A 25,037-nucleotide genomic window follows, 5' to 3' on the forward strand; every position below is an offset into this window, starting at 1 on the left:
ACCGAGTGACGTGGTCGGTCGAAGACAACGAGTTCGTCGCCACCTGGGCTGGCGACGTACCAGGGCGGTCATCTTCCGACGCCCGTAGAGGCCCTCTGGGGTCATCTGACGCTGCGCCTGCTTGGTGGTCCACGCCAGGGTCGCGGACCTTGTCGGCCACGTGCGCATCGCTGAGGGTGCGGGCAGCCACACCACCTCGTTTCCAGGAGCGGTAGGTCCTCGCGGCGATCTGACAGCCCTGCTCACGCAGGACCCGGCAGATCGACTCGACCGCGAACCCCTCGGACTTCATCTGGTCGATGAAACCGGCCATCACCGGTTGCGGGGGTCGAGTTCCCCCGCGAAGAAAGTCGTTGCCGCTCGCAGGATCGCGACGTCTTCTCGAAGGCGTCGGTTCTCGGCCTTCAACCGCTTCACCTCGGCCTGCTCCTCGGTGGTGATCCCGTCGCGTTCGCCGGTATCGACCTGGGCCTGGATCACCCAGCGACGCACGGACTCCTTCCCAACCCCCAGCTGCTTCGCCACGGCCGCCGCCGCGGCCGTCAGCGACGGATACTCGGACACGTGCTCGGTCACCAGACGCACAGCTCGTGCCTTCAGCTCCGGATCGATCATCTTGGGCATGGTGCTCATTCTCCTTGACTCAAACAGGAGCGGCATCAAACCTGGGGCGCTTCAGACCGTGAAATCGGCACACAGTCTCACCCTGTTTCGTGCTCTCTCGCGCAATTGGCACACAAAATGGCACACACCCCCTGCTATGAGGGGGTGTGTAGGTGGTGAAAAGGTACCTGTAACCCCTAGCGGACTAGGGGTTACATCTGGTGGGCGGTACTGGGTTTGAACCAGCGACCTCTTCCGTGTCAGGGAAGCGCGCTACCACTGCGCCAACCGCCCGAGGTGGAGACGGGATTTGAACCCGTGTACACGGATTTGCAGTCCGTTGCCTCGCCTCTCGGCCACTCCACCGGGTGGAGGGTTACCCTCCCCTTGTGGGTCTGGGAGAGACCTTGATCTCCGAGCGGACGACGAGATTCGAACTCGCGACCCTCACCTTGGCAAGGTGATGCTCTACCAACTGAGCTACGTCCGCCTTGCGCTACCGCTGCTCCCCTTCCGGTTTGCCGCGTTCGGCGCGTAGAGAACATTAGTCCACGGATTCAGCAAAGTGCAAATCGTCGGTTCCTCGGCGCGATCAGGCGCTGACCCGTTCACCCAGCCATTCCGCGATCGCCTGCTCCACCCGCTCGGGCTCCCGGCTCAGCGTGTGCGTCCCGTCCACGAGGACGACGCGCCTCGTCGCACCCTCCTCCGGGAGCCCGAACGGGTCTTTCCTGCCTTGGACGACGAGCACCGGGGCCGACACGGAGTACAACTCGGACCCCCGGTCCGCGCCCTTGGGCGACACGAGCGGGAAAGCGAGGCACAGCACCGCCGAAGCACCCACCTCCACCGCGGACCGGCACGCCACCCGCGCCCCGAACGAGCGACCACCCACGACCAGGACGCCGCCGGGCACCTGCGCCCGGAGCTGCCCGACCACCTGCACCCACGCCCGCTCGGCGTTGGCGATGGGCGGCGGCACCCTGCGACCGGCGACCCTGTAGGGCTGCTCCACCAGCGCCACGACGCAGCCCGCCTCCAGACCCGCCTTCAGTGCGGCCCTGAGATCTACGGTGTCCACTCCCCCGCCGGCCCCGTGCCCGAGCACCATGAGGCCCGCGGCGCCTGCCGGATAGGACACGTGAGCCCGCGCATTTCCCGTGGTTGTGGGGACCTCCAGGACCTCAGTTCGCATTCTCGTTTCCGATCCGCTAGAGTTTTTCTTCGCTAGGGCGATTGGCGCAGTGGTAGCGCGCTTCGTTCACACCGAAGAGGTCGGCGGTTCGAAACCGCCATCGCCCACTCTAGTGGGGCTTTCCGACGCTGGTTTTGCCCACCGAGGGCCCGGAGGAATGAGGCGATGACAGCACCCGCGATCGTACTCGTGGCCGACGGTCCCGACGACGAAGCTGTGAACTCGTCTCTCGAGGCCATCCTCGAGGACCTCCGCAGTGCGCGCAGGGACCTCCGGGTCTTTCTCGGCCGCATCGGCGGCCCCGAGCCCCGGCTCGAAGACGTGGTGAGCCAACTCGTCGCGGACGAGGTGGCAGAGGCGGTGCTGATCCCCCTGGACCTGGTTTCCGCCGCAGACCACGCCCCCGTGCTCGACACTTTCCAGCGTTCTCCAGACATCCACCTGGCTGTCAGTCGCCCCGTGGGCCCGGCCAGCGAACTGCTGAACATCCTCGACGAACGGGTCAGAGAAGCGTTGCACCGCGGCGGCGCCCTCGAGATCGACGGACTCATCCTCGCGGCGCCTGCCGGCGGCGACGTCCGTGGCTCGTCGTTGCTGGCCCGTCGCGCCCGGCAATGGTCGGCCCACCACCGCATCCCGGTTCAGTTGGCGGTCGACGAGGGCAGCGGCAGGGCCACCGCCTCCGCGGTCGCCGCCCTGCGCGGGCAGGGGCGCCGTCACATAGCCGTCGGAGGCGTCTTCCTGGCCCCCACGCCGGACTACCAGGCCCACGCCCATGCGGCGCTGCGCGCTGGGGCCATCGCCGTGACCTCGCCCATCGGGCCAACTCCCCATCTGAGGCAGCTCATCCTCGCCCGCTATGCGTTCGGCGCGATGGAACTGCTCGACGGCACCCCCACCCAGCTGTCCGCGGAGGTCCTGGAGGGCGAGGAGGACTGATCAGCTTGCGATGGCGATTATCATCGTCTTCATGACTGACCAGTACGTCCCGAAGCTGATCAAACCGGATACCGAATGGCGCGAGCAGCTCAGCAAGATGGAGTACCACGTCCTTCGTGAGGCCGGCACGGAGCGGCCGTTCACCGGCGAATACACCGACACCGAGGACGAGGGTGTCTACGAATGCCGGGGCTGCGGCGCGGAACTGTTCCGCAGCAATGAGAAGTTCCACTCAAACTGCGGCTGGCCCAGCTTCTTCGCCCCGCTGGCGGAGGAACGCGTCCGCTACATCGAGGACAGGTCGCTGCCCGGTCGCCCCCGCGTCGAGGTGCGGTGCAGCAACTGTGACGGGCATCTTGGCCACGTCTTCGAGGGCGAGGGTTATGAGACGCCCACCGACCTGCGCTTCTGCATCAATTCCGTATCCCTGAACCTGCGCCGTTCCTGACCCGCCGTTCTCGGCGCGCCACCACCGAAAAGGGCGGCGGCGCGCTTAGAGTGGCGACGTGCCCGCGAATGTCACCAGCATCACTCCAGAGCCGTTCAGCCGCGCTCTCCGGGAGTTGACGGCCATGAACTGGCGTTCCGGCATCACCGCGGACGAGATCGGCTCTCCACAGCGCATCGCGCCCTACTCGGTGGCCATCGCCGCCGAGCTGCTGGACGACGACGAGCCCTTGGCCACCGGGCGCCTGATCCTGCTCCACGATCCCGCGGGCAACGACGCATGGGCCGGCACCTTCCGCCTCGTGACCTACGTGCGCGCCGAGGTGGACCTGGACATGGTCACAGACCCTCTTCTCCCTGAAGTGGCGTGGTCATGGTTCACCGAAGCGCTGGAGAGCCACGGCTGCGACGCCTCGGCGCTGGCCGGCACGGTGACCGCCTCGTACGGTCGAGGGTTCGGCGAGATGGTTCAGGAACCGGACAGGGCCGACGTCGAACTACGCTCCTCCTGGACCCCCCAACTCGACGGCGCACACTCCCTCACGCCCCATCTCGCGGCCTGGCAGGACCTGTTGGGGCAGGTGGCCGGGCAACCTCCCCTGCCGCCGGGCGTGGCCACCCTGCCGGTGGGCCGCAACCTATGACATATGTGAACAGCAGCCGCGAGCCCCTCAAGCCCGTCGTCGACACCCCTCAACTCCTGGCCGAGTGCCTCACGGCCCTGCGCGCCGGCAGAGGGCCGGTGGCCTTCGACACGGAGCGTGCGCACGGCCACCGGTACTGGGCGAAGGCCTATCTGCTCCAGATCCGCCGTGAAGGCTCGGGGACGTGGCTGATCGATCCGATCGCCTTCGAGAAGGACGGGGAACTGGCTGACCTCAGCTCACTCGTCGACGCGTGCGGCACCGCCACCTGGATCGTCCACGCAGCCACCCAGGACCTGCCCTGCATGCAGGAGATCAACATCATCCCGCCGCGGATCTTCGACACCGAACTGGCCGCGCGTCTCCTGGCAAAACCCGGTGCATCGCTCGGAGCCCTCCTCGAGGCCGAGCTCGGGATCAAACTCCGCAAGGCACACTCGGCAGACAACTGGTCGCGGCGACCGCTGCCGGAATCCTGGTTGATCTACGCCGCGCTCGACGTGGACTATCTCCTCGAACTGTCCAAGGTGTTGGCCACGCACCTGGTGCTGGCCGGGCGAGAAGAATGGTCCGCGCAGGAGAACGACGACATGCTGGCGCGTTTCAGTACGCCGCCGAAGCCCCGTGAGGACCCCTGGCGGCGCCTCAGCGGCCTCACCACCCTCAGGACGCCGATGCAGTACGCCGTGGCCCGCGAACTGTGGCTGGCGCGGGACGAGGTGGCCAGGCGCCGCGACAGGCCGCCAGGCTGGATCCTCCATGATTCGGCCGTGTTGGCGGTCGCCGCCCTGGCCCGCGACACGGTACCGAGCGCGGCGCAGGTCCAGAACCTCCCGGGCTTCAGCTCCCAGCCGGGGCAGCGCTACGTGCGGCACTGGCTGGCCGCACTCGAACGTGTGCGGCACCTGCCGTCCGAACAGTACCCGGCCAAACACCTGCACACCCCCGGCGTGCCGCACCCCAGGTCCTGGGACAAGGCGAATCCGGAGGCGGCGTTGCGCTGGGCAGCGGTGCGGCCCGCCGTCGACGAATTGGCCTGCGACCTGGGAGGTCTCCAGCCCAGCCTGATCGCACCGCCCGCGGTGTTGCAGGAGGCGCTCTACCGTCATTCAGAGGTGACGCGAGAGGTGCTCCTGGAGCTGGGCGCCCGGCCGTGGCAGGCTGACTTCCTGGCCCCCGCCATCGCGGAGGCGCTCGGTCAGGCCTGAGCGTCCTCGACGGTGACGTCGGCCACCTCGGTAGACAGCAGGTCGCCCAGCACCGACAGCGCCGTGGCGGCAGCGGTGAGCCCGATGCGCTCCAGCACCTCGTCGCGTGAGCCGTGCTTGAGGAATTCCTTGGGGATGCCGAAGTTGCGCACCTTCACCGGTGCGTCCTCCATCGCCAACTGTGCCCCGAGCCGCTGGCCGACGCCACCGTCGACGAGGTTGTCCTCCAAGGTGACCACGAGGTCGTAGCCGCTGGCCAGGGCCACGAGGTCTGGGCTCACCGGCAAGGCCCACAGCGGGTCCACGACTGCGGCGGACACGCCCTGGTCATCGAGGCGTTCGGCGAGATCCATCGCCACCCCGACGAACTGCCCGTAGCCCACGATAAGGACCTTCGCCTCTTCGGGCCGGATCAGCACGTCGACGCGGTTGATCCCCTCACCCACGTGGGCGATCTCCGGCATTTCGTCCGGCAGACGTTCCTTCGAGTAGCGCACGACGGTGACCGCATCGTCGACCTCCACGGCATGGTCCAGCGCTGCCACCAGACGGGTCTGGTCGCGGGGTGCGGCCAGTTGAAGATGCGGCACGATGCCCAGGAGCGTCATGTCCCACATGCCGTTGTGGCTGGGCCCGTCCGTGCCGGTCACGCCGGCCCTGTCCAGCACCAGTGTGATGCCGGCCTTGTGGAGCGCCGCGTCCATGAGCACCTGGTCGAAGGCCCGGTTCAGGAACGTGGCGTAGAGGGCGACCACAGGATGCAGGCCGGCGCGCGCCAGGCCGGCAGCGGAGACCACGGCGTGCTGTTCGGCGATACCGACGTCGAAGATCCGGTCCGGGAACGCCGCTGCGAACCGACCCAGCCCGGTGGGGTTGAGCATGGCCCCGGTGATGGCCACCAGGTCTGGGCGTCGCTGACCGAGCTGCACGATGGCTTCGGCGAACGCGTCCGTCCAGGTTGCCTGCACCGTCGCCGACAGCGGCTCACCAGTGAACTCGTTGATCTTGCCGACCGCGTGGAAGCGGTCCTCCTCGTGCTCCTCGGCGGCCTGGAAGCCCCGACCCTTGCGCGTCACGCAGTGCACGATCACCGGGCCACCGAACTGGCGTGCCTGTTCAAGGTGGTTGGTGAGGGCCGTGATGTCGTGGCCGTCGATGGGGCCGGTGTACTTGATGCCGATGTCCGAGAACATCGTCTGGGGCGCCAGGACGTCCTTCACGCCGGTCTTGAAACCATGCATGAGGTCATAGACCGGCCGCCCGAACACGGGGACGCGCTTGACGCCGCGCTTGATGACGCTCAGCGTCTTCTCGTAGCGGTGGTCCGTGCGGAGGCCGGCCAGGTGGTTGGCCAGCCCCCCGACGGTGGGCGTGTAGGAGCGCCCGTTGTCGTTGACGATCACCACGAGGCGTAGGTCGCCGGCGTCAGCGATGTTATTGAGGGCCTCCCAGGCCATGCCGCCGGTCAGCGCTCCGTCGCCGACGACCGCCACGACGGTGCGGTCCTCCCCCCTGATCCGGAACCCCTTGGCCAGACCCTCGGCCCATGAAAGGGCCGAAGAGGCGTGCGAGTTGCGCACCCAGTCGTGTTCCGACTCATCGGGCTCCGGGTACCCGGAGATGCCCTCCTGCTGGCGGAGGGTGTCGAAGAGAGGGGCGCGGCCGGTGAGGATCTTGTGGACGTAGCTCTGGTGACCGGTGTCGAAGATGATGGGATCTGACGGCGAATCGAAGACCTTGTGGATGGCCATGGTCAATTCGACGACGCCGAGGTTCGGGCCCAGGTGCCCACCGGTGCGGCTGACCTTCGTGATCAGGAAGCGCCTGATCTCGTCAGCCAACTGCACCAGTTGTTTCCTGGACAGCGCCCGCAGGTCATGGGGGCTGTGCACCGAATCCAACAGAGACATGCGGTCAATAGTAGGCCCTAACAACCAATGGGCCGGGTCAACGTGCGGGCGGAGGTCACAGCCGGGGGACGAAACGCACGTCCCGGAGCGCCTGTTCGACGAGTTCCACTCCCCTGGCGACCCGGACCAGCCGGGCTTCTTCCTGCTGCAGGACGACCGCGGCCTGATCGACCGTTGCGGTGTCCACCACGCCCGACAACGAGGTGCGCACACCCGCCAAACCGCTGCGCGTCGCCACCAATTGGGCCGCGACGAACTCCCGCGCCATCCGGGCCAGCACGACAGGGTGACGGCGCAACACCTGGTACCCCCGGTATTCCGACGGGCAGGAGTCCAGCAGGAAAGACTCCGCCGTCTTCAGCCAGCCGCTGGACCCCGGCGGGCGCACGGCCCCGGGCCAACCCGGCGGCACGTACACGCGGATAACTTCATCTTCATCGAACATACCTTCTATTGAAGCTCAACGCCCGGACAAAATCGAGTGCCTGCTCCAATCGACCTCACCTTTCCGCGAGGCCAGGGGTTCAGCTCCGGATCTCCGGGGTCCCCTCCGTGCCCCCCTTCGCGGGGCCGGTGAACAAGCCAACGATCAGCGCTGCGACCGCGCCGACCAACACGAAACGCTTCATCGATGCGAACATGTGATCCTCCAATCGGTTCCCTCCAAGCAGAACCTGACCAGATGACGCGGCGCCCACGGCGACGTGAACTGCAGATGTCGGTCAGATGACGATGTTCAAACCCTCCCGGGCACGCAGGGGGATGATGCCCGCAGAAGCAGGCAGCCCCCGCAGCCGGCATCGCCTAGCTGAAGGGGCCACTCTCCTGAACGGGAGCTTATGCTCCCCCGTTCAGCGTCTGCTACTTGAACATCACGATGTTGGTGGCCCAGATGTCCATGCGGCAACGCTCCGGGCGGCACCACACGAGAACCGGGCCGGCTCCCGAAAGGGAACCGGCCCGGTTCGTCTGTGCTCAGATCAGGCGTTGGCCAGATTACGCAGCACGTACTGCAGGATGCCGCCGTGCTGGAAGTAGCTGCGCTCCCCCGGCGTGTCGATGCGGACGAGAGCCTCGAACACGGTCTCCTTGCCGTCGGGGCTCACCGCGGTGACCTTGACGGTCTTCGGCGTCACGTTGTTGTTGAGCTCGGAGATGCCTTCGAAGGAGAAGGTCTCCTCACCGGTCAGGCCCAGGGAATCGGCGCTCTCGCCCGCCGGGAACTGCAGCGGGAGGACGCCCATGCCGATGAGGTTGGAGCGGTGGATCCGCTCGAAGCTCTCGGCGATGACGACCTTGACGCCCAGCAGCGCGGTGCCCTTGGCCGCCCAGTCACGCGAGGAACCGGAGCCGTACTCCTTGCCCGTCAGCACGACGAGCGGGGTGCCCTGCTCGGCGTAGTTGACGGCAGCGTCGTAGACGGCGGTGACGGGGCCGTCGGCCTGGGTGAAGTCACGTGTGAAGCCGCCCTCGGTGCCCGGTGCGATCTGGTTGCGCAGCCGGATGTTGGCGAACGTGCCGCGGATCATCACTTCGTGGTTGCCGCGACGGGAACCGTACGAGTTGAAGTCACGACGCTCGACCCCATTGGCCGTCAGGTACTCGCCGGCGGGCGAGTCCGCCTTGATGGAGCCGGCCGGGGAGATGTGGTCCGTGGTGACCGAGTCGCCCAGCTTCAGCAGGACCCGGGCGCCGGAGACGTCCTCGACGGGCGCCGGGTCGGCCGGCATGCCCTCGAAGTACGGGGGCTTGCGGACGTAGGTGGAGTCGTCCTCCCACTCGAACGTGTCGCCGTCCGGGGTGGGCAGCGAGCGCCAGCGGTCGTCGCCGCTGAACACGTCGGCGTAGCGCGAGGAGAACATCTCCGCGCTGATCGACCCGGCGACGACCTCTTCGATCTCCGCCTGGGTGGGCCAGATGTCGGCCATGAACACGTCATTGCCGTCCTGGTCCTGGCCGAGCGGCTCCGAGAAGAGGTCGATATCCATCGTGCCGGCGAGCGCGTAGACGATGACCAGCATGGGGCTGGCCAGGTAGTTCATCTTCACGTCCGGGTTGATGCGACCCTCGAAGTTGCGGTTGCCCGAGAGCACCGCCGAGACGGCGAGGTCGTGCTCGTTGATGGCCTCGGAGACCTCGGTGATGAGCGGACCGGAGTTGCCGATGCAGGTGACGCAGCCGTAGCCGACGAGGTTGAACCCGATGGCGTCGAGGTACTGCGTGAGGCCGGCCTTCTCGTAGTAGTCCGTGACCACCTGTGAGCCCGGCGCCAGCGAAGTCTTGACCCACGGCTTGCGGGTAAGGCCCTTCTCGACGGCCTTCTTGGCCACCAGTGCGGCGCCGATCATCACGCTCGGGTTCGAGGTGTTCGTGCATGAGGTGATCGACGCGATGGTGACCGCGCCGTGATCGAGATCGAAGCTCGAGCCGTCTGCCAGCGTGACGGGCACCTTCTTGACCACACGGTCAGGCGAGGCGCCGTTCCCTGCGCCGTGCGGCGCGGGCGAGCTGTCCGTCTCGCCAGGAGTGGGCTCGGTGGGGTCCGAGGCGTCCATCGTGGAGTTCACGGCCCTGTCGTAGCCGTTGTAGTCGGCCTCCGGCTCGCCCACGTAGGCGACCAGTTCCTGATGGAACGCGGTCTTCGACTGGTCCAGCCTGATGCGGTCCTGGGGGCGACGGGGCCCGGCGATGGACGGGACGACGGTGGAGAGGTCCAGTTCGATGTACTCGGAGAAGACGGGCTCGATCGAGGGGTCGTGCCACAGGCCCTGGGCCTTGGCGTAGGTCTCGACGAGGGCGATCTGCTCCTCATCACGGCCGGTCAGGCGCAGGTAGTCGGTGGTCTTCGCGTCGATCGGGAACACGGCGATGGTCGAGCCGTATTCGGGGCTCATGTTGCCGATGGTGGCGCGGTTGGCCAGCGGGACCTCGGCCACGCCGTCACCGTAGAACTCGACGAACTTGCCGACCACCTTGTGCTCACGCAGCATCTCCGTGATGGTCAGCACGAGGTCGGTGGCGGTGGTGCCTTCGCTCAGCTTGCCGGTCAGCTTGAAGCCGACGACGCGCGGGATGAGCATGGAGACGGGCTGGCCCAGCATGGCCGCCTCCGCCTCGATGCCGCCCACACCCCAGCCGACGACGCCCAGGCCGTTGACCATGGTGGTGTGCGAATCCGTGCCCACGCAGGTGTCGGGGTAGGCCTGCACCACACCGTCGACGCTGCGCGGGAAGACGACGCGGGCCAGGTGCTCGATGTTGACCTGGTGCACGATGCCGGTGCCGGGCGGCACCACCTTGAAGTTGTCGAACACGGTCTGGCCCCAGCGGAGGAACTGGTAACGCTCGCGGTTGCGCTGGTATTCGATGTCGGTGTTCTGCTGGAACGCGGTGGGCGTGCCGAAGACGTCGGCGATCACGGAGTGGTCGATGACCATCTCGGCCGGCGACAGCGGATTGACCTTGGAGGCGTCACCGCCGAGGGCGACGACGGCCTCGCGCATGGTGGCCAGGTCGACGACGCAGGGTACGCCGGTGAAGTCCTGCATGATCACGCGCGCCGGCGTGAACTGGATCTCGTGGTCGGGTTCCGCAGTCGGGTCCCAGTTCCCCAGGAACTCGATGTCCTCCTTGGTGATGTTGGCACCATCTTCGGTGCGCAACAGGTTCTCCAGGAGGACCTTGAGGCTGAAAGGCAACTTCTCGGAGCCCGGCACGGAGTCGAGCCGGAAGATCTCGTACGAGGTGCCGTTGACGTCGAGGCTCGACTTCGCCCCGAAACTGTTGACGCTCATCCTTCTCCTTTACTTGGCTGACGCCAGATTATCTTGATATCAAGATACCGCACAAGCTCCGGGCGCGCGGCGGCGTCGCCATCTTCCGCTCATCCTAGGGGGTCGGCCGCCGCCTAAGAGGCTGGGTGGAGGATCGCGACGCATTCAATGTGGTGCGTCATCGGGAACAGGTCGAAGCCCCGGATGGAGACAGGCTCATAGCCTTCGGCGGCGAACGTCTTCAGGTCGCGCGCCAGCGCAGCCGGGTCGCACGCGACGTAGGCGATGGCCCGTGGGCGCCGGGCCGCCACCGCCCGAACCACGCCGGCTCCCGCGCCCTTGCGCGGTGGGTCCAGCACGATCAGGTCCGCCCACTCCGGCAACTGCCGGTCGGCGCGCTCGACGGGCAGTGCGAAGAACTCGCCCTCTGGTACGTTGCGCCTGGCCAGTTCAACCGCCCCACGGCCGGCCTCGACCCCCAGCACCAGGCAACCGGCGTCGGCCAAGGCACCGGCGAACAGGCCGACGCCGCAGTAGAGGTCCATGGCCCGCTCCCCCGGCTCGGGACGCAGCCCGTCCAGCACGGCTCGGCTCAGGGTTTCGGCGGCGGCTGGGTGTACCTGCCAGAATCCGCCGGCGGCGACGGTGTACGTCCGTCCGAGCACCTTCTGCTGCACGGGATCCGGTCCCTTGAGGCGACGACCGCTGATCAACGTCACGCTCCGGTCCGCCACGGTCACCTCCAGGTCGACGCCGGGATCTGCGAACGCCTGCAGCTCCTCCACGGTGGACCCGGGGGCGGCGATGAGGCAACCCTGGTCCGGCAGCGGCACGATGTCGTGCGAGCGCCGGGCCCGGAGGCCGACCGAGCCGTCGTCGTCGACGGCGTAGCGAACGCGGGTGCGCCAGTCGAGCAGACCTCCGGGCACCGCCTCGACTTCGCCGTCCCAGGTGAGCCCGGCGAGCCGCTCGAGCTGCTCGGCCACCACCGCTGTCTTGAGGGCGAGCTGCGTGTCGGCATCGGCGTGCTGCCAGTCGCAGCCACCGCACCTGCCTGCGATGGGGCAGGGCGGGACCACGCGCCCGGGCGCCGCGTCGAGCACCTCCGTCACGCGGCCGCGGTCGAACTTGCTGCCGCGGTCCGTGATCTCCAGCCGGACCCGCTCTCCGGGCAACCCGCCGGTGACGAAGACAACCTTGCCGTCGAGCCGCCCGACGATATAGCCACCGTGCGCCACGCGCTCCAACATGACCTCAGTCATCATCTACCGATCCTTGGTTGCGACGCGCGACGGGTGAGGTCGCGGCGCCTGCCTGAACTGCGCAACTGGTAGGGCACCGACGTCACCATGACACCCTGCATGAAGTGCAACCTGGTGCGGATGAGCAGCGCCGTCTGGTTGTGCAGCAGCTGTTCCCACCAGTGTCCGACGACGTACTCGGGGATGTAGACGCTGACGACGTCGCGCGGGTTCTCCGAGCGAAGCTCGCTGACGTAGCGGATGAAGGGGCCCGTGATCTCGCGGTAGGGAGACGCGATCACCTTGAGCGGAACGCCGAAGTCTTCGTCCTCCCATTCGTCGAGGATCTGCTCCACCTCGTCGTCGTCGATGGCGACGGTCACCGCGGTGAGCGTCGTGGGTCGGGTGGCGCGTGCGAACGCAATGGCCTTGACCGTGGGCAGGTTGACCCGCTGCACCAGGATGACCCCGCGCACCCGGCTGGGGAGGGCGCGATCAGATTCCGGCGTGAGGGCCAGTTCCCTCGACACCGCCTTGTAGTGGTTCGAGATGGCGAGCATGACGAGGAACATGGCGCCCATCGCCACGAGGGCGAGGTACGCGCCGTGGGTGAACTTGGAGACCAGCACCACGAGCAGCACGATCCCGGTGAGGGAGGCACCGATGAAGTTGATCACCCGGCTGCGCACCATCTGGCGGCGCTCGGCGGGGTCGTGCTCCGTGCGCAGCGCGGTGGTCCAGTGCCGCACCATCCCGATCTGCCCCACGGTGAAGGAGATGAACACCCCGACGACGTACAGCTGGATGAGGGCCGTCACGGAGGCGTTGAAGGCCAGCACCAGGGCGATGGCGCCCAGCGACAGCATCACGATGCCGTTGGAGTACGCCAGCCGGTCACCGCGCGAGTGCAGCTGCCGTGGGAGGTACCCGTCCTTCGCCAGGATCGACGCCAGGGAGGGGAACCCGTTGAAGGCGGTGTTGGCCGCGAGGAACAGGATCAACATCGTGGCAGTGATCATGATGTAGAAGCCCGGCTGGAACCAGTCCATGAACACCACACGGGCCAACTGCCCCGTCACCGTGGTGGCGGCGCTGTGGATGGTGTTGCCCGCGGCGTCGACGTAGTGGGTGCCGGTCAGCTCGTCGATGAGGTGCACCTTGGTGAGGTTGGCCAGCGAGATGATGCCCACCAGCATGGTGATGGCCATGAGGCCCAGCAGCGCCAGCACCGTGGCGGCGTTGCGGCTCTTGGGCGGCCGGAACGCCGGCACCCCGTTACTGATGGCCTCCACGCCGGTCAGCGCCGCGCACCCCGAGGAGAAGGCGCGGGCGAGGATGGCGATCAGGGCCCAGCCGGCCAGGTCGGCCGCGCCGTCGGGCCGCACGACGATCAGGTCTGCGGTCTCCGACTTGAGGTCGTGGCCCAGGACGAAGATGCGCAGGAGACCGATGGCGATCATCGACAGCATGGAGACCATGAAGACGTAGGTCGGGACCGCGAACGCGCTGCCGGACTCGCGCACGCCGCGCAGGTTCACCAGGGTGAGGAACGCGATCACGCCCACCGCCGTCCAGGCTTCGTAGCCCTCCAGGAACGGCGCCATGGCTTTGGCGTTGAACACGCCGGCGGAGACCGACACAGCGACGGTCAGCACGTAATCCACCATGAGGGCCGACGCGACCGTCAGTGCGGCATGCCGGCCGAGGTTCTCGCGCGCCACTTCATAGTCTCCGCCGCCGCTGGGATAGGCGTGGACGGTCTGCCTATACGACGCGACCACCACCGCCACGACGATGGCGACCAGCAGGCCGATCTCCCAGGAGAAGAGGAAACCCGCCATGCCCGCCAGTGACAGCGTGATGAGGATCTCGTCGGGCGCATACGCCACGGAGCTCAGCGCGTCGGAGGCGAACACTGGCAGGGCGATGCGTTTGGGCAGCAGCGTCTCGCCCATCTGGGCGTTGGCCAGACGTCGTCCCACCACCATGCGCTTGAGCGCCGAGATCACGTTCACAACGCTCAACGTAGACCTGTTGCCCCCAAATGTCATCGGCGCAGCCTGGTGCTATGTTCTGAACACACGGGTGCTCATCCCGACCGTCGGAGGAGACAAGGGTGCATATCGTCATCATGGGCTGCGGCCGCGTGGGGGCCATGCTCGCCACCGGTCTCGAGAAGCGGGGCCACAGCGTGGGGGTCATCGACCAGAACCCTGAGGCGTTCCGCCGGCTGGGCAACGACTTCAAGGGACTCACAGTGGAGGGCATCGGTTTCGACCGTGAGGTGCTGGAGGCCGCCGGTATCCGCCGCGCAGACGCCTTCGCCGCGGTCAGCTCCGGCGACAACTCCAACATCCTCTCGGCACGCGTGGTGCGCGAGAACTACCACGTCAGCAACGTGGTGGCCCGCATCTACGACCAGGGCCGCGCCGAGGTGTTCGAGCGGTTGGGCATCCCCACCGTCGCGACGGTCAAGTGGACCGTGACCCAGATGCTCCGCAGGCTGCTCCCCGCAGGGAGCCAGCCGGTGTGGTCGGACCCCACCGGCGATGCCCGCCTCATGCAGATCCACGTCCACAACGGCTGGGTGGGCCGCCGGGTCAGCGAACTGTCAGCTGCCGCAGACGCCCCCATCCCGTTCCTCCTGCGGGTGGGACGCGGGCTGGTCCCGGACCGCGACACGATCTATCAGGACGGCGACCTCATCTTCGTCGCCTGCTACACCGAGCGGGTCGATGAACTCGAGACGCTCTTCGCCAACGCCCCCGGCCGGAACTAGGAGGACGAGATGCGCGTCGCCATCGCGGGAGCAGGCAACGTGGGCCGCTCCATCGCCCGTGAACTGATCGCCAACGGCCACCAGGTCCTTCTGATCGAGAAGGACCGCTCCGCCATTCACCGCGGTGCCGTCCCCGGCGCCACCTGGCTCGAGGCTGACGCCTGCGAGCTCAGTTCGCTCGAGGAAGCGGAGTTGGATCGCTACGACGTGGCCATCGCGGCCACGGGTGACGACAAGGCCAACCTCGTCCACTCCCTGCTCGCCAAGACCGAATTCGGTGTGCCCCGAACCGTTGGCCGCGTCAACCACCCGGGGAATGAGTGGATGTTCGACGACCAGTGGGGCGTCGACGTCTCCGTCTCGACGCCCCGCCTGATGTCGGCCCTCGTCGAGGAGGCTGTGTCCACGGGCGACCTCGTTCGGCTGCTGACCTTCACGAAGTCCACGACGCATCTCTCGGAGATCCGGCTTCCCGTGGGTTCACGCTTCATCGGCCACCGCATCCGCGACATCCAACTGCCGGGCGACGCGGTGCTGGTGGCCATCATCCGCGACGGCGCCCCGCTGACCCCCGAACGCGACCGTGCCTTCGAGGCGAGCGATGAACTGCTGTTCCTGGTCACCCAGGAATCGGAGCCGGACCTGGCCGAGCTGTTCGACCCGGAATCCGAGCCTGAGGAAAGCTAGGGGATGATCTCGAAGTCCGGGTTGTAGATCACCGGATTTCCGTCCTCGTCGGCGAGCCTGCCCGCGACGCGGATGTGGCGCCCAGGCATGAGGCATTCGAGCCGGCTGCGGCCCATCCAGATGAGGCGGACGGTGCCGGAGCCGTCGTTGACCTCCGCCTCGAGCCAACCGTTCTCGGCATCAGAGGTGATGGAGACGATCTCGCCGCGGAGCTTCACACGGCTGCGCGGCTCGCACCGTGCCAGTTGCTGTGCCCCGCTGTCCTCGGCGCGCTGGATCAGCTCAGTGGCCTCCAACTCTTCGATCGGGGTCACCCAGCGCCGCAGCCGCTCTCGGAGCGACGTACGAGTCATTTCTCAGTCCTCCTGCGCCGCCTGCTGCTGGGCCTGCTGCGGCACCGTCATGGGGAGCAGGCTGCCAGGTGCTGCCGGCGCGGTGCCGCGACGGACGACGAGGGCGCTGAAGAACTCCCGCAGCGCCACCTGGATGTCTTCATTGTTGGGCTCGAACGTTGCCTTCCCCAGGAGAACACCCCGGAGCACCCATCCGGGGCCGGGCACCAACCAGGTGCGCGACACGTGCATGGCGGGATTGCCGTTCGGGTCTGTCATCGGCAGCGACCGGCGGACCTCGGCACCGAAGGGACCCTCGACCAGTTCGATGCGCCCCTTCTGCTGCTGGGTGGCGCGGATGATCTCGGAGCGGATCTCAGGCACCATCGACGACTTTCCGGGGCCGGCGAAGACCGCCACCTCGAGCGCCGACTGGTTACCGTCGCCCACGAGCAGGGACTGCACAGTGTTGGTGTCCTTGTTGACCTGCAGCTGCAGGGACATGCCTTCGAAGGGCGTGAGCACGAGCGTGCCCAGATCCAGGCGCTGCACCTCGTCGGCGTCGGCCTCAAGGTCCACCTCTTCGATGTCGAAGGGGCCCCAGTCACGGTCGAATTCGGCGTCCCACAGGGCCGCCTGGGCCTCGATCGGCGTCACTTCGGGCCGCGCCTCGGCTTCTGCCGGCCGGTCTTCCACTTCTTCCGCGATGCGCTCGTCCACCACTTCAGTGGCCGACCGGTTTTGTTCGGCCTCAGCGGGGCGCTTCTTGCGTCCGAAAATCACAGGTCTTCCTTCTGGTCTCAGGGTGTGGTGAAACCACCAGTTGAACCATACCCACCGATCCCGCGCGAAGTCTCATCGAGATCGTCCACAGGCGTGAAAGAGGCCGTCACGAAAGGCATGATCAGCAACTGCGCGATCCGGTCCCCGGCGAGGAGCCGGATGGGGTTGTGCAGGTCCAGGTTGATGAGGCATACCTTGATCTCGCCGCGATAGCCGGCGTCGATGACCCCGGGTGAGTTGACGATGCTCAGACCGGCCCGCGCCGCGAGACCTGACCGGGGCGTGACCAGCCCGACGTGACCGTCGGGGATGGCCACCGCTACTCCGGTGCCGACGAGGCGGCGCTCCCCCGGCGCCAACACCGCGTCCTCCGTCGTGCGGAGATCAGCACCGGCGTCGCCCGGGTGCGCGTAGCTGGGGAGGTGCCCGTCGGCAGCGACGGTGTTGATGTTCATCGCGCAATCTCGCTGAGCGCTGCGGCGAGTTCGGCGGGGCGCCGGGTGCTGACGAGCCACCGCGAGTGCGGGTCTGCCGGGTCCGCCAACTCCACCCGCACCAGGCCGTCAATGAAGGGTCTGGTGAAGAGGAACTCGCGGTTGTCGGCGCCGGGGCCGAGCGCCTGACGGGCCGCCTCGCCCTCGAGCGCGGTCACCTCGCCGATGTATTCCCGCTCGAGCCTGTTGCGCCCCGCGGTGAAGGCTTCGCCGTCGACGCTCAGGCGGGTGGCGCTGTAGGCGACGAGGCCCAGCCCGACGCCCACGAGGGTCAACGCGACGACGCTGATGGCCAACCACAGTTCGAGGTAGGCGAGCACGGCGACGGCGATACTTGCCACGAACAGGAGGCCGATCACGATCCACCACCAGGGGATGTGCAGGCGTTCGGAATAGCTCACGACAGTCACCTTAACCCGTGGGCATAATGGGCATGGATCTGGTGCCGGCGAAAGGAACCTTCATGGCAATGACCGAGAAGATCATGTGGAAGCTCTATGCGGGAGCTGCAGGTGCCGTCACGACGATGGTGGTGCAGAAGACCATCACGAAAGTCTGGGAGGCCGCCACCGGTGAACCGCCGCCGGACCCCAACGATCCGGAGGCCCCGCTGGTCAACGGCCTCATCTGGGCAGCCGCCAGCGGCCTGGGGGTGGGAGTGGCGCAGCTCGTCATGAACCGCTACGTGCATCGCCGCTGGATGGCCAATTACAGCCACAACGGCCCGGGCAAGCTGCGCTCACGCCTCACCTGACCCAGCTCTCAGACGCAGTCCACGCAGTAGTACTGGCCGTTGCGTTCCTCCGCGAGCTGCGGGCGGGCCTTCACGAGGAAGCATGAAGCACACGTGAACTCGTTCGCCTGCCGCGGCAGGACGCGCACGGTCAGTTCTTCGTGGGAGAGGTCAGCTCCCGGGAGTTCGAAGGATTCGGCCGCCTCGACCTCGTCCTCGTCAACCTTGCCCGAGTTCTTGTCAGCGCGACGCGACTTCAACTCCTCAAGCGAATCCTCGCTCATCTCCTCGTCGGTCTTGCGGGGAGCGTCGTAGTCCGTTGCCATCCGTGTATGTCCTTTCGTTGCCGCGATCGCGCTATGTGTACCACATCCCGCCAAAATGTGGGATACCCGCTCGGCGCCTGTGGTTGAGAATGTGCACTCCCAGCGCTCTGCCTACCGCGCGACGAGGGCGTACGCTGGTAAGTTGTCCCAGACAGTAGCCAGCCGTACGAGGAGCCCAATGGACCACTCTCTGACCCCACGGGAGATCCAGACCCGTGTCCGTGCGGGTGCCTCCATCGAAGATCTGGTTGCGGAGAGCGGAATGCCGGCCGAGCGCATCGACGCATTCGCCGGCCCAGTGCTCGCGGAACGCGAACATGTCGCCCAGACGGCCCAGGTGTCCACGGTGCGCCGTCGGGGCGAGTCCGGCACACACAGGCGTCTCGGCGAACTGATCGCCACGAGGCTCCGCACGCGCAGCATCGACGCCGACGACGTCACGTGGGACGCGTGGCGCCAGTCAGACCTCAAGTGGCGCATCATCGCCCGCCTCACATCCAACGTCGAGGCGGAGTCAAGGGTGGCCGAGTTCGTGTTCGACCCCAAGGGTCGCTTCTCGGTGGCCCACAACTCCGACGCCCGCTGGATGATCGGCGAGGAGGCGCGCGGCGACGCTCCCCCGGAGGAAGAGAACACCATCGACTTCCACGATGAGCTCGCCCTGGTGCGGGCCACGCAACCCGTTTCCCACCCCGGCGACGAGGTGCCTTCGTCGGAGTTGATGCACGACAGCAACGAGGACACCTCCGAACTCGACAGCCTGTATGACATGTTGAGCGGCATCAGCGAAGACTCGGTACGCATCTACACCGGCATCCTGGACCCTGTCCAGCCGGAGGAGGCCCCCGTGCTCGCTCCCGAGGCACAAGACGTCGAGGAACCCGTCGTGGATGAACCGGCTGGAGACCTCACCGCCCCCGAGAACCCGGCCGAGGAGGCACCGCAGGATGAGGTCACAACGGTGATCGAGGAGGAGCCGGTGACCGAGGTGGATGAACCCACCCAGGACGCCCTCGTCGAGGCTGAGGACGAGCAGCAGAAGCCCAGCCGCCGTCGCCGTCGGGCGAAGGTTCCCAGCTGGGACGAGATCATGTTCGGCGGCCCCACCAAGTAGCAGGCGGGGGCACGGCACGAAAGAACCCCAGGCTTCAAGCAGTTCTGCTTTGAAGCCCGGGGTTCCGTTTCAGTCAATGATCAGCTGAACGCCCGGGCCGGGCGCGGACGCCCGGCTCAGGTGTGGATCAGCCTCGCTTCTCGGGTCCTCCGAACAACTCTCCGGCACCGGATCGACGACCACGGGGGCTCGTTCGACACGGAGCGGAACTCCAGTTCGCCGACGGTGGCGTGCGGATCCGTCGTGGAGTGGTTCTCCGTGATCACGATGCGCACATAACGCGCCGACACATCGAGGTCAATGTCCGTGGCAGCCCTGCCCGCAGACAGCGTCTTGGCCACCGGCTGTCGCGCCGGTGATGATCTCGCCGGTGAGCGACGCCCACGACGAGTTTTCGGTGATGACCTGCTCCGAGAAGCGCCCGTCCACATCGGTCACGCGGCGCAGGTGCTTACCGACGAGGGTGCGATACACCACCGGCAGCACCAGATGGGCGGTGCCGTCAGCGTCGGTCATGAACCGACCCTGGATCAAAGCATCCTCGAACTTGGTCGCGCCCGGCGCGGGGGCTGTGATGGGCTCCTGCGAGAGTTGGATGGTCACCAAGCTGTTGGGGGTGAGGCCGGAAAGATCCGCGACCAGGCGCGAGTTGTCCTGGATCGTGGCTTCAGCGTTCAGCACGTCGACGCCCGGAGCGACGCACACGTCGGGCGACCATTCGACGGGAGCGGCGTACCCGGCCGCAACGCCGACCTTGCCGGTCACGACGCGGCCATCGGAGAAGGTCACCGTGGCATCGAACGAGCCTTCGGCGGCATAGGCGTGCTCAGCACTCACCAGATGGCGCGAGCCTGAGTGCACCGGGGTGGGCTCCTGGACCAGCGTGAAGGTGGCGTCCACCACTGGTGAGCCATCACCGAAGTGGCAGGTTCCGCGAGCATTGCTGTGCCGGGGGCCGCCTTGGCGTTCACAGCGGCGGCTTCAACGTCCCACGCAACCTTGGGGCTGTCGCAGAAGTAGGAGTCTCACTTGGCGCACGAACGGTTCACTGCGCCCGACGGCGGGGTCGGCGGGACGGCTCGAGACCGTTCTAGACTTCGAACTCGTAGAGCGACACGCCCCCGGGGCATTGGGAACCGCGGACGCGGTATTGCGAAGAGCGAGTGCGCGATTGCGCGGTGGGGTCAGTGGCTTGTCACAGCGCGGCGTCGTCGAAGGGCAACGGATCCGGCGACAGCGTCGCCCGTGCCCTCGTCGCCGTCATCCGCCGACGGTGGTGCATGCGGCACAGCACCTCGTAGCGCACCTCTTCGCCCGCCGCGGTGTCACCCACCACAACCTGCGAACCCTCGGTGACCATCAACCCGTCGACGGTGCGCGCGTTGTGGGTTCCGCGGGCGCCGCACCAGCACAGCGGCCCCAGCGACAGCATCTCGAGCCTGTCTGCCAGCTCCACCAGCCGCTTGGAGCCCGGGAACAGCTCCGTGCGGAAATCGGCGAGGATCCCGAACGCGTAGACGTCGAGTTGGAGTTCGTCGACGATCCGCCCCAGCTGATCGATCTGTTCCGCCGTGTAGAACTGGACCTCGTCACACACCAGGTAGTCGACGATGCGGCCGCTGGTCAGTTCGGTGATGACGTAGCGCCAGAAGTCGAACTCCGCTGAGACCTCGATGGCGCGGGCGCTCAGCCCCAGTCTGGAGGTGATCACGCTATGCCCCGCCCGGTCCTGAGAGCTGAAGACCCGTCCCCGCCGTCCATGGGTGGAATGGACGTGGTCCAGTTGCAGGGCCATCGTGGACTTGCCACAGTCCATCGGTCCGCTGTGGAACACAAGTTCAGCCATGTCTCCTCGGCATCCTGATCGCTTCTTCGTAGACCTCAACGTAGGCGTCGGCCATGTCGCGTGGCCGCAACCGCACGTCCACCTCGCGGTAACCGCGGCGCAGCGCCGCAAGCCGGCCGGGTTCCGCCATCTCCCGTAGCCCGACGGCCAGCGCCTGCATGTCCGGGGCCACCAGGCGGCTGGTGGCCTGGCTCAGTCCGGCGGTCAGCCGGTCGTCGCAGTACAGCACCGGCAACTCCGCGGCACCGGCCTCGAGGATGACCATGGGCTGCACGTCGAAGCGGTACGAACTGAGCACCATCGCGTCCGCCGTCAGGTACTGCTCCGCCACGGACTCACGCTCCGAGATCGCCCCGAGGAACCGCACGCCCGGCCCTGCGAGGGCTTCCAGACGGGCTCGCTGGTCGCCGTCGCCGACAATGACCAGTTCGGCGCCGGGGATCGCGGCCCGGTTGAAGGCCCGGATGGCCACGTCGAGGCGTTTCTCCTTGGCGAGTCTGCCGATGCTCAGGAAGCGCACCGCGCTGCTGTCGGTCCTACGCGGGGCGTCGACGCCGACGAAGGTGTCGGCCGACGCGTTGCGGATCTCCCGGCCGGCGATGGGCTGCGCGACGGCGGCCTCGATGTTGTCCAGCATGTACTGGGCGGGACTGGTCACAAGATCGACGTGGGCCGCGATCCACCCCAGGGACCGCCAATCCATCCGCGTGAAGAAGCCGTTGTTGTCCGGCTCCGCGGTGCGGGGCGGCAACGCCGAAGTGAAGCGCGGCGGCCGTTTGGAGGCCAGCGCCAGCGCGCGGGTGACCAGCACCTCGTAGCCGAGCGACCCGAACACGGCCTGCACCGGCAGCGTGCTGTGGGTGCCGGCGATGTTGGCGTGGAAGGTGTGCACGTGCGGGATGTTCTGCAGGCGCGCGAGGCGGGCGGCCAGCACCACCGCGCCCCGCTCCGTCTGGGAGTGCACGACGTCGAACGCGGCCCGCGCGGAGATCCTGCGGGCCCGGCGCTCCGTGGGCTGCAGCACACTCAGGTGCGAGGGCAGGCCCTCTTTGTACAGCACGGGGCAGGCGATGGTCCGTGCCCCGGGTGGCGGCACCAGGTGCCGGTCCGGCGCGATGAGGGTGACGTCGTGACCGAGGCGGGTGAGCTCCTCCAGTTGCGTCTGCACGGATCTGGAGATGCCCCCCGAGGCGGGGAAGAAGTCGTCGATCAGGATCGCGATGCGCAGGCTCACCGGCCACCCCCGTGCATCAGCAGGGGGACCTCCATCTCGGCCGCAGTGAGGGAGCCGTGCATGCCCACCAGGGAGAACTCGCCGGGCGTGGCGTACGTCATCGCCGCCCAGGTACCGGTCATCGCCGCCACCACGTCCCCGATGCGCGCGGAGCTCATGTTGGACACGTTGGGTCCGAACCAGCCCGCCTCGATGGCCTCTTCACGGCGGAGCACCAGCGCCCGCTCACCGAACACCGATTCCCAGGCCCAGGCCAGGGCCCGGGGGTCCTCGCCGTAGATGTGGCGGAATCGGGGCTCGCCGCCCAGGTGCGAGTAGCCGGCGAGCCGCGGTTCATCCTCGACTACGACGCGGGTGTCCTCAGGGACGTTCAGCATGCCGTGGTCGCCGGTGATGAGCAGACACACCGACGGCGGCAGGGTCTCCACAAGGTGGGCGACGTGGTCGTCGATGACGGCCAACCGGTCAAGCCATTGCCAGCTGCCCGTACCGTGCGAGTGACCGTCCGAGTCCAGGAGCCGCTCGTAGAGGTAGACGACGTCCGATTCGCGCAGCGCCTCGGTCACGTGGCCGGTGATCTCATCCACATCGCCCTCATTGGCCACCGGGAACAGCCGGGTACCCGCGAAGGCGACCCTGGTGAGTGCGCTGCCGGCGAACCGCCCCAGCGTCACGGCCGCGCTGGGCCGCCCCTGGGAGGCCAGGCGCTGGAACACGGTGGGCTTCTGAGCGAAGCCCTCGATGTCGTCGGGGCCGCCCTCCCAGGTGAGCGAATTGATGACCCGGCCCACCGTCGGCTCATAGAAGCTGTAGCCCACCACCCCGTGCTCACCAGGCGTGGCGCCGCAGCCCAGCGACGTCAGCGAGGTGGCCGTGGTGGACGGCACGGAACAGGTGAGGCGGTGGCCCCGGTCCAGGAGGCCGGCCATGGTCTCCGCGTGCGCGGCGTGCTCCCTGAGCTGGTGCCAGCCGAGCCCGTCGATCAGCAGCACGACGTACTGCCGGGCCTCGGGGATCTCGATCAGGGGGATCTCACCATCGAGCCGAGCCACGACGCTGGGCAGGAGGTTGGCGAGCGACAGGTCCCCGTAGCGCGGATCCACGAACGTGGACATCAGGCGACCACCAGCTGGAGGGCGGCCCCGAAATCCACGAGTCGCTTGGCGTTCTCACCGTCCGCCGCGGGGCTCATGCGCACGGTGATGTCGTCGGGCTGCAACACACCCGTGTAGCCATGGTCCGCCTCGCAGGTGGGGTCCTCGCACGTGGCCGGGCCCAGGTCGAGCCGACGAGCGGCCCCCCAGACGATCGTCAGCCACGCTTCGTTCAGCCCGGAGCGCGTCTCGGGATTGGCCATGGCCCGCGTCACCACGACCGAATCGATGGCCCGCAGGGCGACGACCTCAGAAGTGGCGAGCGCCTCTGCGCGACCGCCCTCCCCCTCGTCGATGTGGCAGATCTGCAGCTGCTGCTCCGTGAGCACCAGCACCGTCATGTGCCGGTGCAGTTCGTGCCCCGCGAAGGTCGCCTCGTGTTGCACCAGGTAGTGCAGCACCGGTCGCCCCTGCAATCCCATCAGCACCGTCTCTGCAACGAGGCTGGGATAGAACCCGCATTCGGCGATCTCGTCAATGAGGCCGGTGGGGAGAGTCTGGTTGTCGGCGGTCACCGGGCCATTCTGTCACGGAGCCGGATAGGTTTGGTTCATGGCCTCTCGCCCCTTCATCGCAGCCCGCATGGAAGACCGTCTCAACTCGCTGCTGAACAGCGCGCTCGACCGCAGGGGCTGGCAGGAGTCGATCATCTCCTACACCGGCTACGGCACCAGCGAGCAGTTGCGCATCCTCGCCAGGGTCGTGCTGCGACCCTCGGACACGCTGGGTATCGTGCAGGCAGCCTCGGCCCTCATCTACCGCCGGGGCTGGCGCAACTTCATGGCCGCGGCCAAGGTCAACGCCATGGTCACCGTGGTGATCGGCGATGTCCGTATCCCCGTCCAGGCAGACAGGGGCGGCTTCATCGACGTGCGCGTCCGGAATCCAGGGCTGGCGCCGGGCTGGCATTCGGTGACCCTCGAGGGCGAAGGTGGCGCCTCCGCGCTGGCCAGCGTCCAGGTGATCGGTGACGACGTGGACTTCGGCATCGTCAGCGACATCGACGACACCATCCTCAGCACCTCGCTCCCCCGGCCGATGCTCGCCGCCTGGAACTCGTTCGTAGTGACGGAGCAGGCCCGCCAGGCCGTTCCCGGGATGGCGCGGCTGTACCAGCAGCTGCTCGCCCAGCACCCCGGCGCACCCATCATCTTCATCTCGACGGGGGCCTGGAACACGTTCCCCATGATCAAGCGGTTCATCTCCCGGCACGGTATCCCGCAGGGCGCGATGCTGCTGACGGACTGGGGCCCTACCAACACCGGCTGGTTCCGCAGTGGCCCAGACCATAAGCGCCGCTGCCTGCGTGAACTGGCCCGTGACCTCCCCAACATCCGCTGGCTCCTCGTCGGCGACGACGGCCAGCACGATCCGGACCTGTACGCCGAGTTCGCCAGCCTCCAGCCCGAGCATGTCCGCGCCCGCGCCATCCGCCAGCTGACGCCCGGCGAGCACACGTTGGCCCACGGCCTGCCCATGGAGGTGCCGCAGAGCGACGAAAGGTGGGAACCCGACACGGCGCCGGAGGTGCGTGCGCCTGACGGCGACGGTTTGGGCGATAAGCTCTCCAGGTTGCTGTAGTCCCACAACCTGAG

General features: G+C 67.4%; 25 protein-coding genes, 4 tRNA genes and 1 pseudogene. 10 read left to right on the forward strand and 20 right to left on the reverse strand.

The features are described from left to right. Window positions 1-51 precede the first annotated feature (51 nt). The 5 genes and pseudogenes from ACX1DX_RS04050 to ACX1DX_RS04070 form a co-directional block, all read right to left on the reverse strand. Window positions 52-624, reverse strand: a pseudogene (locus ACX1DX_RS04050) (transposase); the annotation flags it as partial. Window positions 625-822: 198 nt separating this feature from the next. Beyond that, window positions 823-897 (reverse strand) — tRNA-Val (locus ACX1DX_RS04055). A 1-nt stretch (window position 898) separates the two neighbouring features. After that, window positions 899-969: transfer RNA gene (locus ACX1DX_RS04060), tRNA-Cys, on the reverse strand. A 51-nt stretch (window positions 970-1,020) separates the two neighbouring features. Beyond that, window positions 1,021-1,093: transfer RNA gene (locus ACX1DX_RS04065), tRNA-Gly, on the reverse strand. 102 nt (window positions 1,094-1,195) lie between these two features. Further along, window positions 1,196-1,744: an alpha/beta hydrolase family protein gene (locus ACX1DX_RS04070; protein WP_459397725.1), complete on the reverse strand. Its 549-nt coding sequence runs from the start codon at window positions 1,742-1,744 to the stop codon at window positions 1,196-1,198. Window positions 1,745-1,833: 89 nt separating this feature from the next. On the opposite strand from ACX1DX_RS04070, the gene ACX1DX_RS04075 reads away from it, so the two are divergent. From ACX1DX_RS04075 to ACX1DX_RS04095, 5 genes are all read left to right on the forward strand, one after another. Further along, a tRNA-Val gene (locus ACX1DX_RS04075) sits at window positions 1,834-1,905 on the forward strand. A gap of 58 nt (window positions 1,906-1,963) precedes the next feature. Next, window positions 1,964-2,737 (forward strand): sirohydrochlorin chelatase, encoded by a 774-nt coding sequence (locus ACX1DX_RS04080; RefSeq protein ID WP_459397726.1) that lies wholly within the window; start codon window positions 1,964-1,966, stop codon window positions 2,735-2,737. A 31-nt stretch (window positions 2,738-2,768) separates the two neighbouring features. Next, entirely contained in the window at window positions 2,769-3,185 is a 417-nt protein-coding gene (gene msrB, locus ACX1DX_RS04085; protein ID WP_182763407.1) for a peptide-methionine (R)-S-oxide reductase MsrB, read from the forward strand. A 58-nt stretch (window positions 3,186-3,243) separates the two neighbouring features. Next, window positions 3,244-3,828: a DUF3000 domain-containing protein gene (locus ACX1DX_RS04090; protein WP_459397727.1), complete on the forward strand. Its 585-nt coding sequence runs from the start codon at window positions 3,244-3,246 to the stop codon at window positions 3,826-3,828. Continuing rightward, a complete protein-coding gene (locus ACX1DX_RS04095) occupies window positions 3,825-5,036 on the forward strand; it encodes an HRDC domain-containing protein (protein WP_459397728.1) in 1,212 nt (403 codons plus the stop codon). The genes ACX1DX_RS04090 and ACX1DX_RS04095 overlap by 4 nt, the downstream gene beginning before the upstream one ends. Here the strand turns inward: ACX1DX_RS04095 and dxs are convergent. From dxs to ACX1DX_RS04120, 5 genes are all read right to left on the reverse strand, one after another. After that, window positions 5,027-6,946 (reverse strand): 1-deoxy-D-xylulose-5-phosphate synthase, encoded by a 1,920-nt coding sequence (gene dxs / locus ACX1DX_RS04100; protein WP_459397729.1) that lies wholly within the window; start codon window positions 6,944-6,946, stop codon window positions 5,027-5,029. The genes ACX1DX_RS04095 and dxs overlap by 10 nt on opposite strands. Window positions 6,947-7,001: 55 nt before the next feature. Then, window positions 7,002-7,391: a hypothetical protein gene (locus tag ACX1DX_RS04105; protein ID WP_076058785.1), complete on the reverse strand. Its 390-nt coding sequence runs from the start codon at window positions 7,389-7,391 to the stop codon at window positions 7,002-7,004. 535 nt (window positions 7,392-7,926) lie between these two features. Next, window positions 7,927-10,740, reverse strand: coding sequence for an aconitate hydratase (locus tag ACX1DX_RS04110; RefSeq protein ID WP_459397730.1), 2,814 nt, complete (start codon window positions 10,738-10,740; stop codon window positions 7,927-7,929). Window positions 10,741-10,853: 113 nt separating this feature from the next. Further along, window positions 10,854-11,984, reverse strand: a complete 1,131-nt coding sequence (locus ACX1DX_RS04115) for a class I SAM-dependent RNA methyltransferase (RefSeq protein WP_459397731.1) — start codon at window positions 11,982-11,984, stop codon at window positions 10,854-10,856. Continuing rightward, the gene (locus ACX1DX_RS04120; RefSeq protein ID WP_459397732.1) at window positions 11,981-13,975 is read right to left on the reverse strand and encodes an APC family permease; all 1,995 of its coding nucleotides are present in this window, start codon (window positions 13,973-13,975) and stop codon (window positions 11,981-11,983) included. Before ACX1DX_RS04120 ends, ACX1DX_RS04115 begins: the two co-directional genes overlap by 4 nt. Before the next feature lie 116 nt (window positions 13,976-14,091). Between ACX1DX_RS04120 and ACX1DX_RS04125 the strand changes: the two genes are divergently transcribed. Next, window positions 14,092-14,739, forward strand: coding sequence for a potassium channel family protein (locus tag ACX1DX_RS04125; RefSeq protein ID WP_459398171.1), 648 nt, complete (start codon window positions 14,092-14,094; stop codon window positions 14,737-14,739). A gap of 9 nt (window positions 14,740-14,748) precedes the next feature. Continuing rightward, window positions 14,749-15,426 (forward strand): potassium channel family protein, encoded by a 678-nt coding sequence (locus ACX1DX_RS04130; RefSeq protein ID WP_076058776.1) that lies wholly within the window; start codon window positions 14,749-14,751, stop codon window positions 15,424-15,426. On the opposite strand, the gene ACX1DX_RS04135 is transcribed toward ACX1DX_RS04130, so the two are convergent. The 4 genes from ACX1DX_RS04135 to ACX1DX_RS04150 are packed head-to-tail and all read right to left on the reverse strand — an operon-like array spanning window position 15,423 to window position 17,436. Then, the gene (locus ACX1DX_RS04135; RefSeq protein WP_182765678.1) at window positions 15,423-15,779 is read right to left on the reverse strand and encodes a single stranded DNA-binding domain-containing protein; all 357 of its coding nucleotides are present in this window, start codon (window positions 15,777-15,779) and stop codon (window positions 15,423-15,425) included. The genes ACX1DX_RS04130 and ACX1DX_RS04135 overlap by 4 nt on opposite strands. 3 nt (window positions 15,780-15,782) lie before the next feature. Beyond that, a complete protein-coding gene (locus ACX1DX_RS04140; protein WP_182763415.1) occupies window positions 15,783-16,541 on the reverse strand; it encodes a DUF3710 domain-containing protein in 759 nt (252 codons plus the stop codon). Between the two features lie 17 nt (window positions 16,542-16,558). Next, window positions 16,559-16,996 (reverse strand): dUTP diphosphatase, encoded by a 438-nt coding sequence (gene dut / locus ACX1DX_RS04145; protein WP_459397733.1) that lies wholly within the window; start codon window positions 16,994-16,996, stop codon window positions 16,559-16,561. Next, window positions 16,993-17,436, reverse strand: a complete 444-nt coding sequence (locus tag ACX1DX_RS04150) for a DUF3093 domain-containing protein (protein ID WP_182765675.1) — start codon at window positions 17,434-17,436, stop codon at window positions 16,993-16,995. The genes dut and ACX1DX_RS04150 overlap by 4 nt, the downstream gene beginning before the upstream one ends. Window positions 17,437-17,498: 62 nt before the next feature. Here ACX1DX_RS04150 and ACX1DX_RS04155 point away from each other — a divergent pair, with 62 nt between their 5' ends. Continuing rightward, window positions 17,499-17,789, forward strand: a complete 291-nt coding sequence (locus ACX1DX_RS04155; RefSeq protein WP_083665330.1) for a DUF4235 domain-containing protein — start codon at window positions 17,499-17,501, stop codon at window positions 17,787-17,789. 8 nt (window positions 17,790-17,797) lie between these two features. Here ACX1DX_RS04155 and ACX1DX_RS04160 read toward each other — a convergent pair whose 3' ends face one another. Then, on the reverse strand, window positions 17,798-18,094 hold the full coding sequence (locus ACX1DX_RS04160; RefSeq protein ID WP_076058767.1) for a DUF4193 domain-containing protein: 297 nt from the start codon (window positions 18,092-18,094) through the stop codon (window positions 17,798-17,800). 55 nt (window positions 18,095-18,149) lie between these two features. Between ACX1DX_RS04160 and sepH the strand changes: the two genes are divergently transcribed. Further along, a complete protein-coding gene (gene sepH / locus ACX1DX_RS04165; protein ID WP_459397734.1) occupies window positions 18,150-19,208 on the forward strand; it encodes a septation protein SepH in 1,059 nt (352 codons plus the stop codon). A 297-nt stretch (window positions 19,209-19,505) separates the two neighbouring features. Here the strand turns inward: sepH and ACX1DX_RS04170 are convergent, their stop codons facing one another. The 5 genes from ACX1DX_RS04170 to ACX1DX_RS04190 all read right to left on the reverse strand — a co-directional run bounded on the left by ACX1DX_RS04170 (window position 19,506) and on the right by ACX1DX_RS04190 (window position 23,957). Beyond that, on the reverse strand, window positions 19,506-20,108 hold the full coding sequence (locus ACX1DX_RS04170; protein WP_459397735.1) for a hypothetical protein: 603 nt from the start codon (window positions 20,106-20,108) through the stop codon (window positions 19,506-19,508). Between the two features lie 295 nt (window positions 20,109-20,403). Beyond that, window positions 20,404-21,054 (reverse strand): thymidine kinase, encoded by a 651-nt coding sequence (locus ACX1DX_RS04175; RefSeq protein ID WP_459397736.1) that lies wholly within the window; start codon window positions 21,052-21,054, stop codon window positions 20,404-20,406. Continuing rightward, window positions 21,047-22,288, reverse strand: a complete 1,242-nt coding sequence (locus tag ACX1DX_RS04180) for a glycosyltransferase (RefSeq protein WP_459397737.1) — start codon at window positions 22,286-22,288, stop codon at window positions 21,047-21,049. Before ACX1DX_RS04180 ends, ACX1DX_RS04175 begins: the two co-directional genes overlap by 8 nt. Then, complete coding sequence (locus ACX1DX_RS04185; RefSeq protein WP_182763422.1) at window positions 22,285-23,403, reverse strand: alkaline phosphatase family protein; 1,119 nt, start codon at window positions 23,401-23,403, stop codon at window positions 22,285-22,287. The genes ACX1DX_RS04180 and ACX1DX_RS04185 overlap by 4 nt, the downstream gene beginning before the upstream one ends. Continuing rightward, the gene (locus tag ACX1DX_RS04190) at window positions 23,403-23,957 is read right to left on the reverse strand and encodes a DUF5998 family protein (protein ID WP_076058754.1); all 555 of its coding nucleotides are present in this window, start codon (window positions 23,955-23,957) and stop codon (window positions 23,403-23,405) included. Before ACX1DX_RS04190 ends, ACX1DX_RS04185 begins: the two co-directional genes overlap by 1 nt. Before the next feature lie 37 nt (window positions 23,958-23,994). On the opposite strand from ACX1DX_RS04190, the gene ACX1DX_RS04195 reads away from it, so the two are divergent. After that, window positions 23,995-25,023 carry an App1 family protein phosphatidate phosphatase gene (locus tag ACX1DX_RS04195; protein WP_182763423.1) on the forward strand — a complete coding sequence of 343 codons (1,029 nt, stop codon included), beginning with the start codon at window positions 23,995-23,997 and terminating at the stop codon, window positions 25,021-25,023. Window positions 25,024-25,037 lie beyond the last annotated feature (14 nt).

The organism is Tessaracoccus zhenghani (assembly GCF_054552775.1).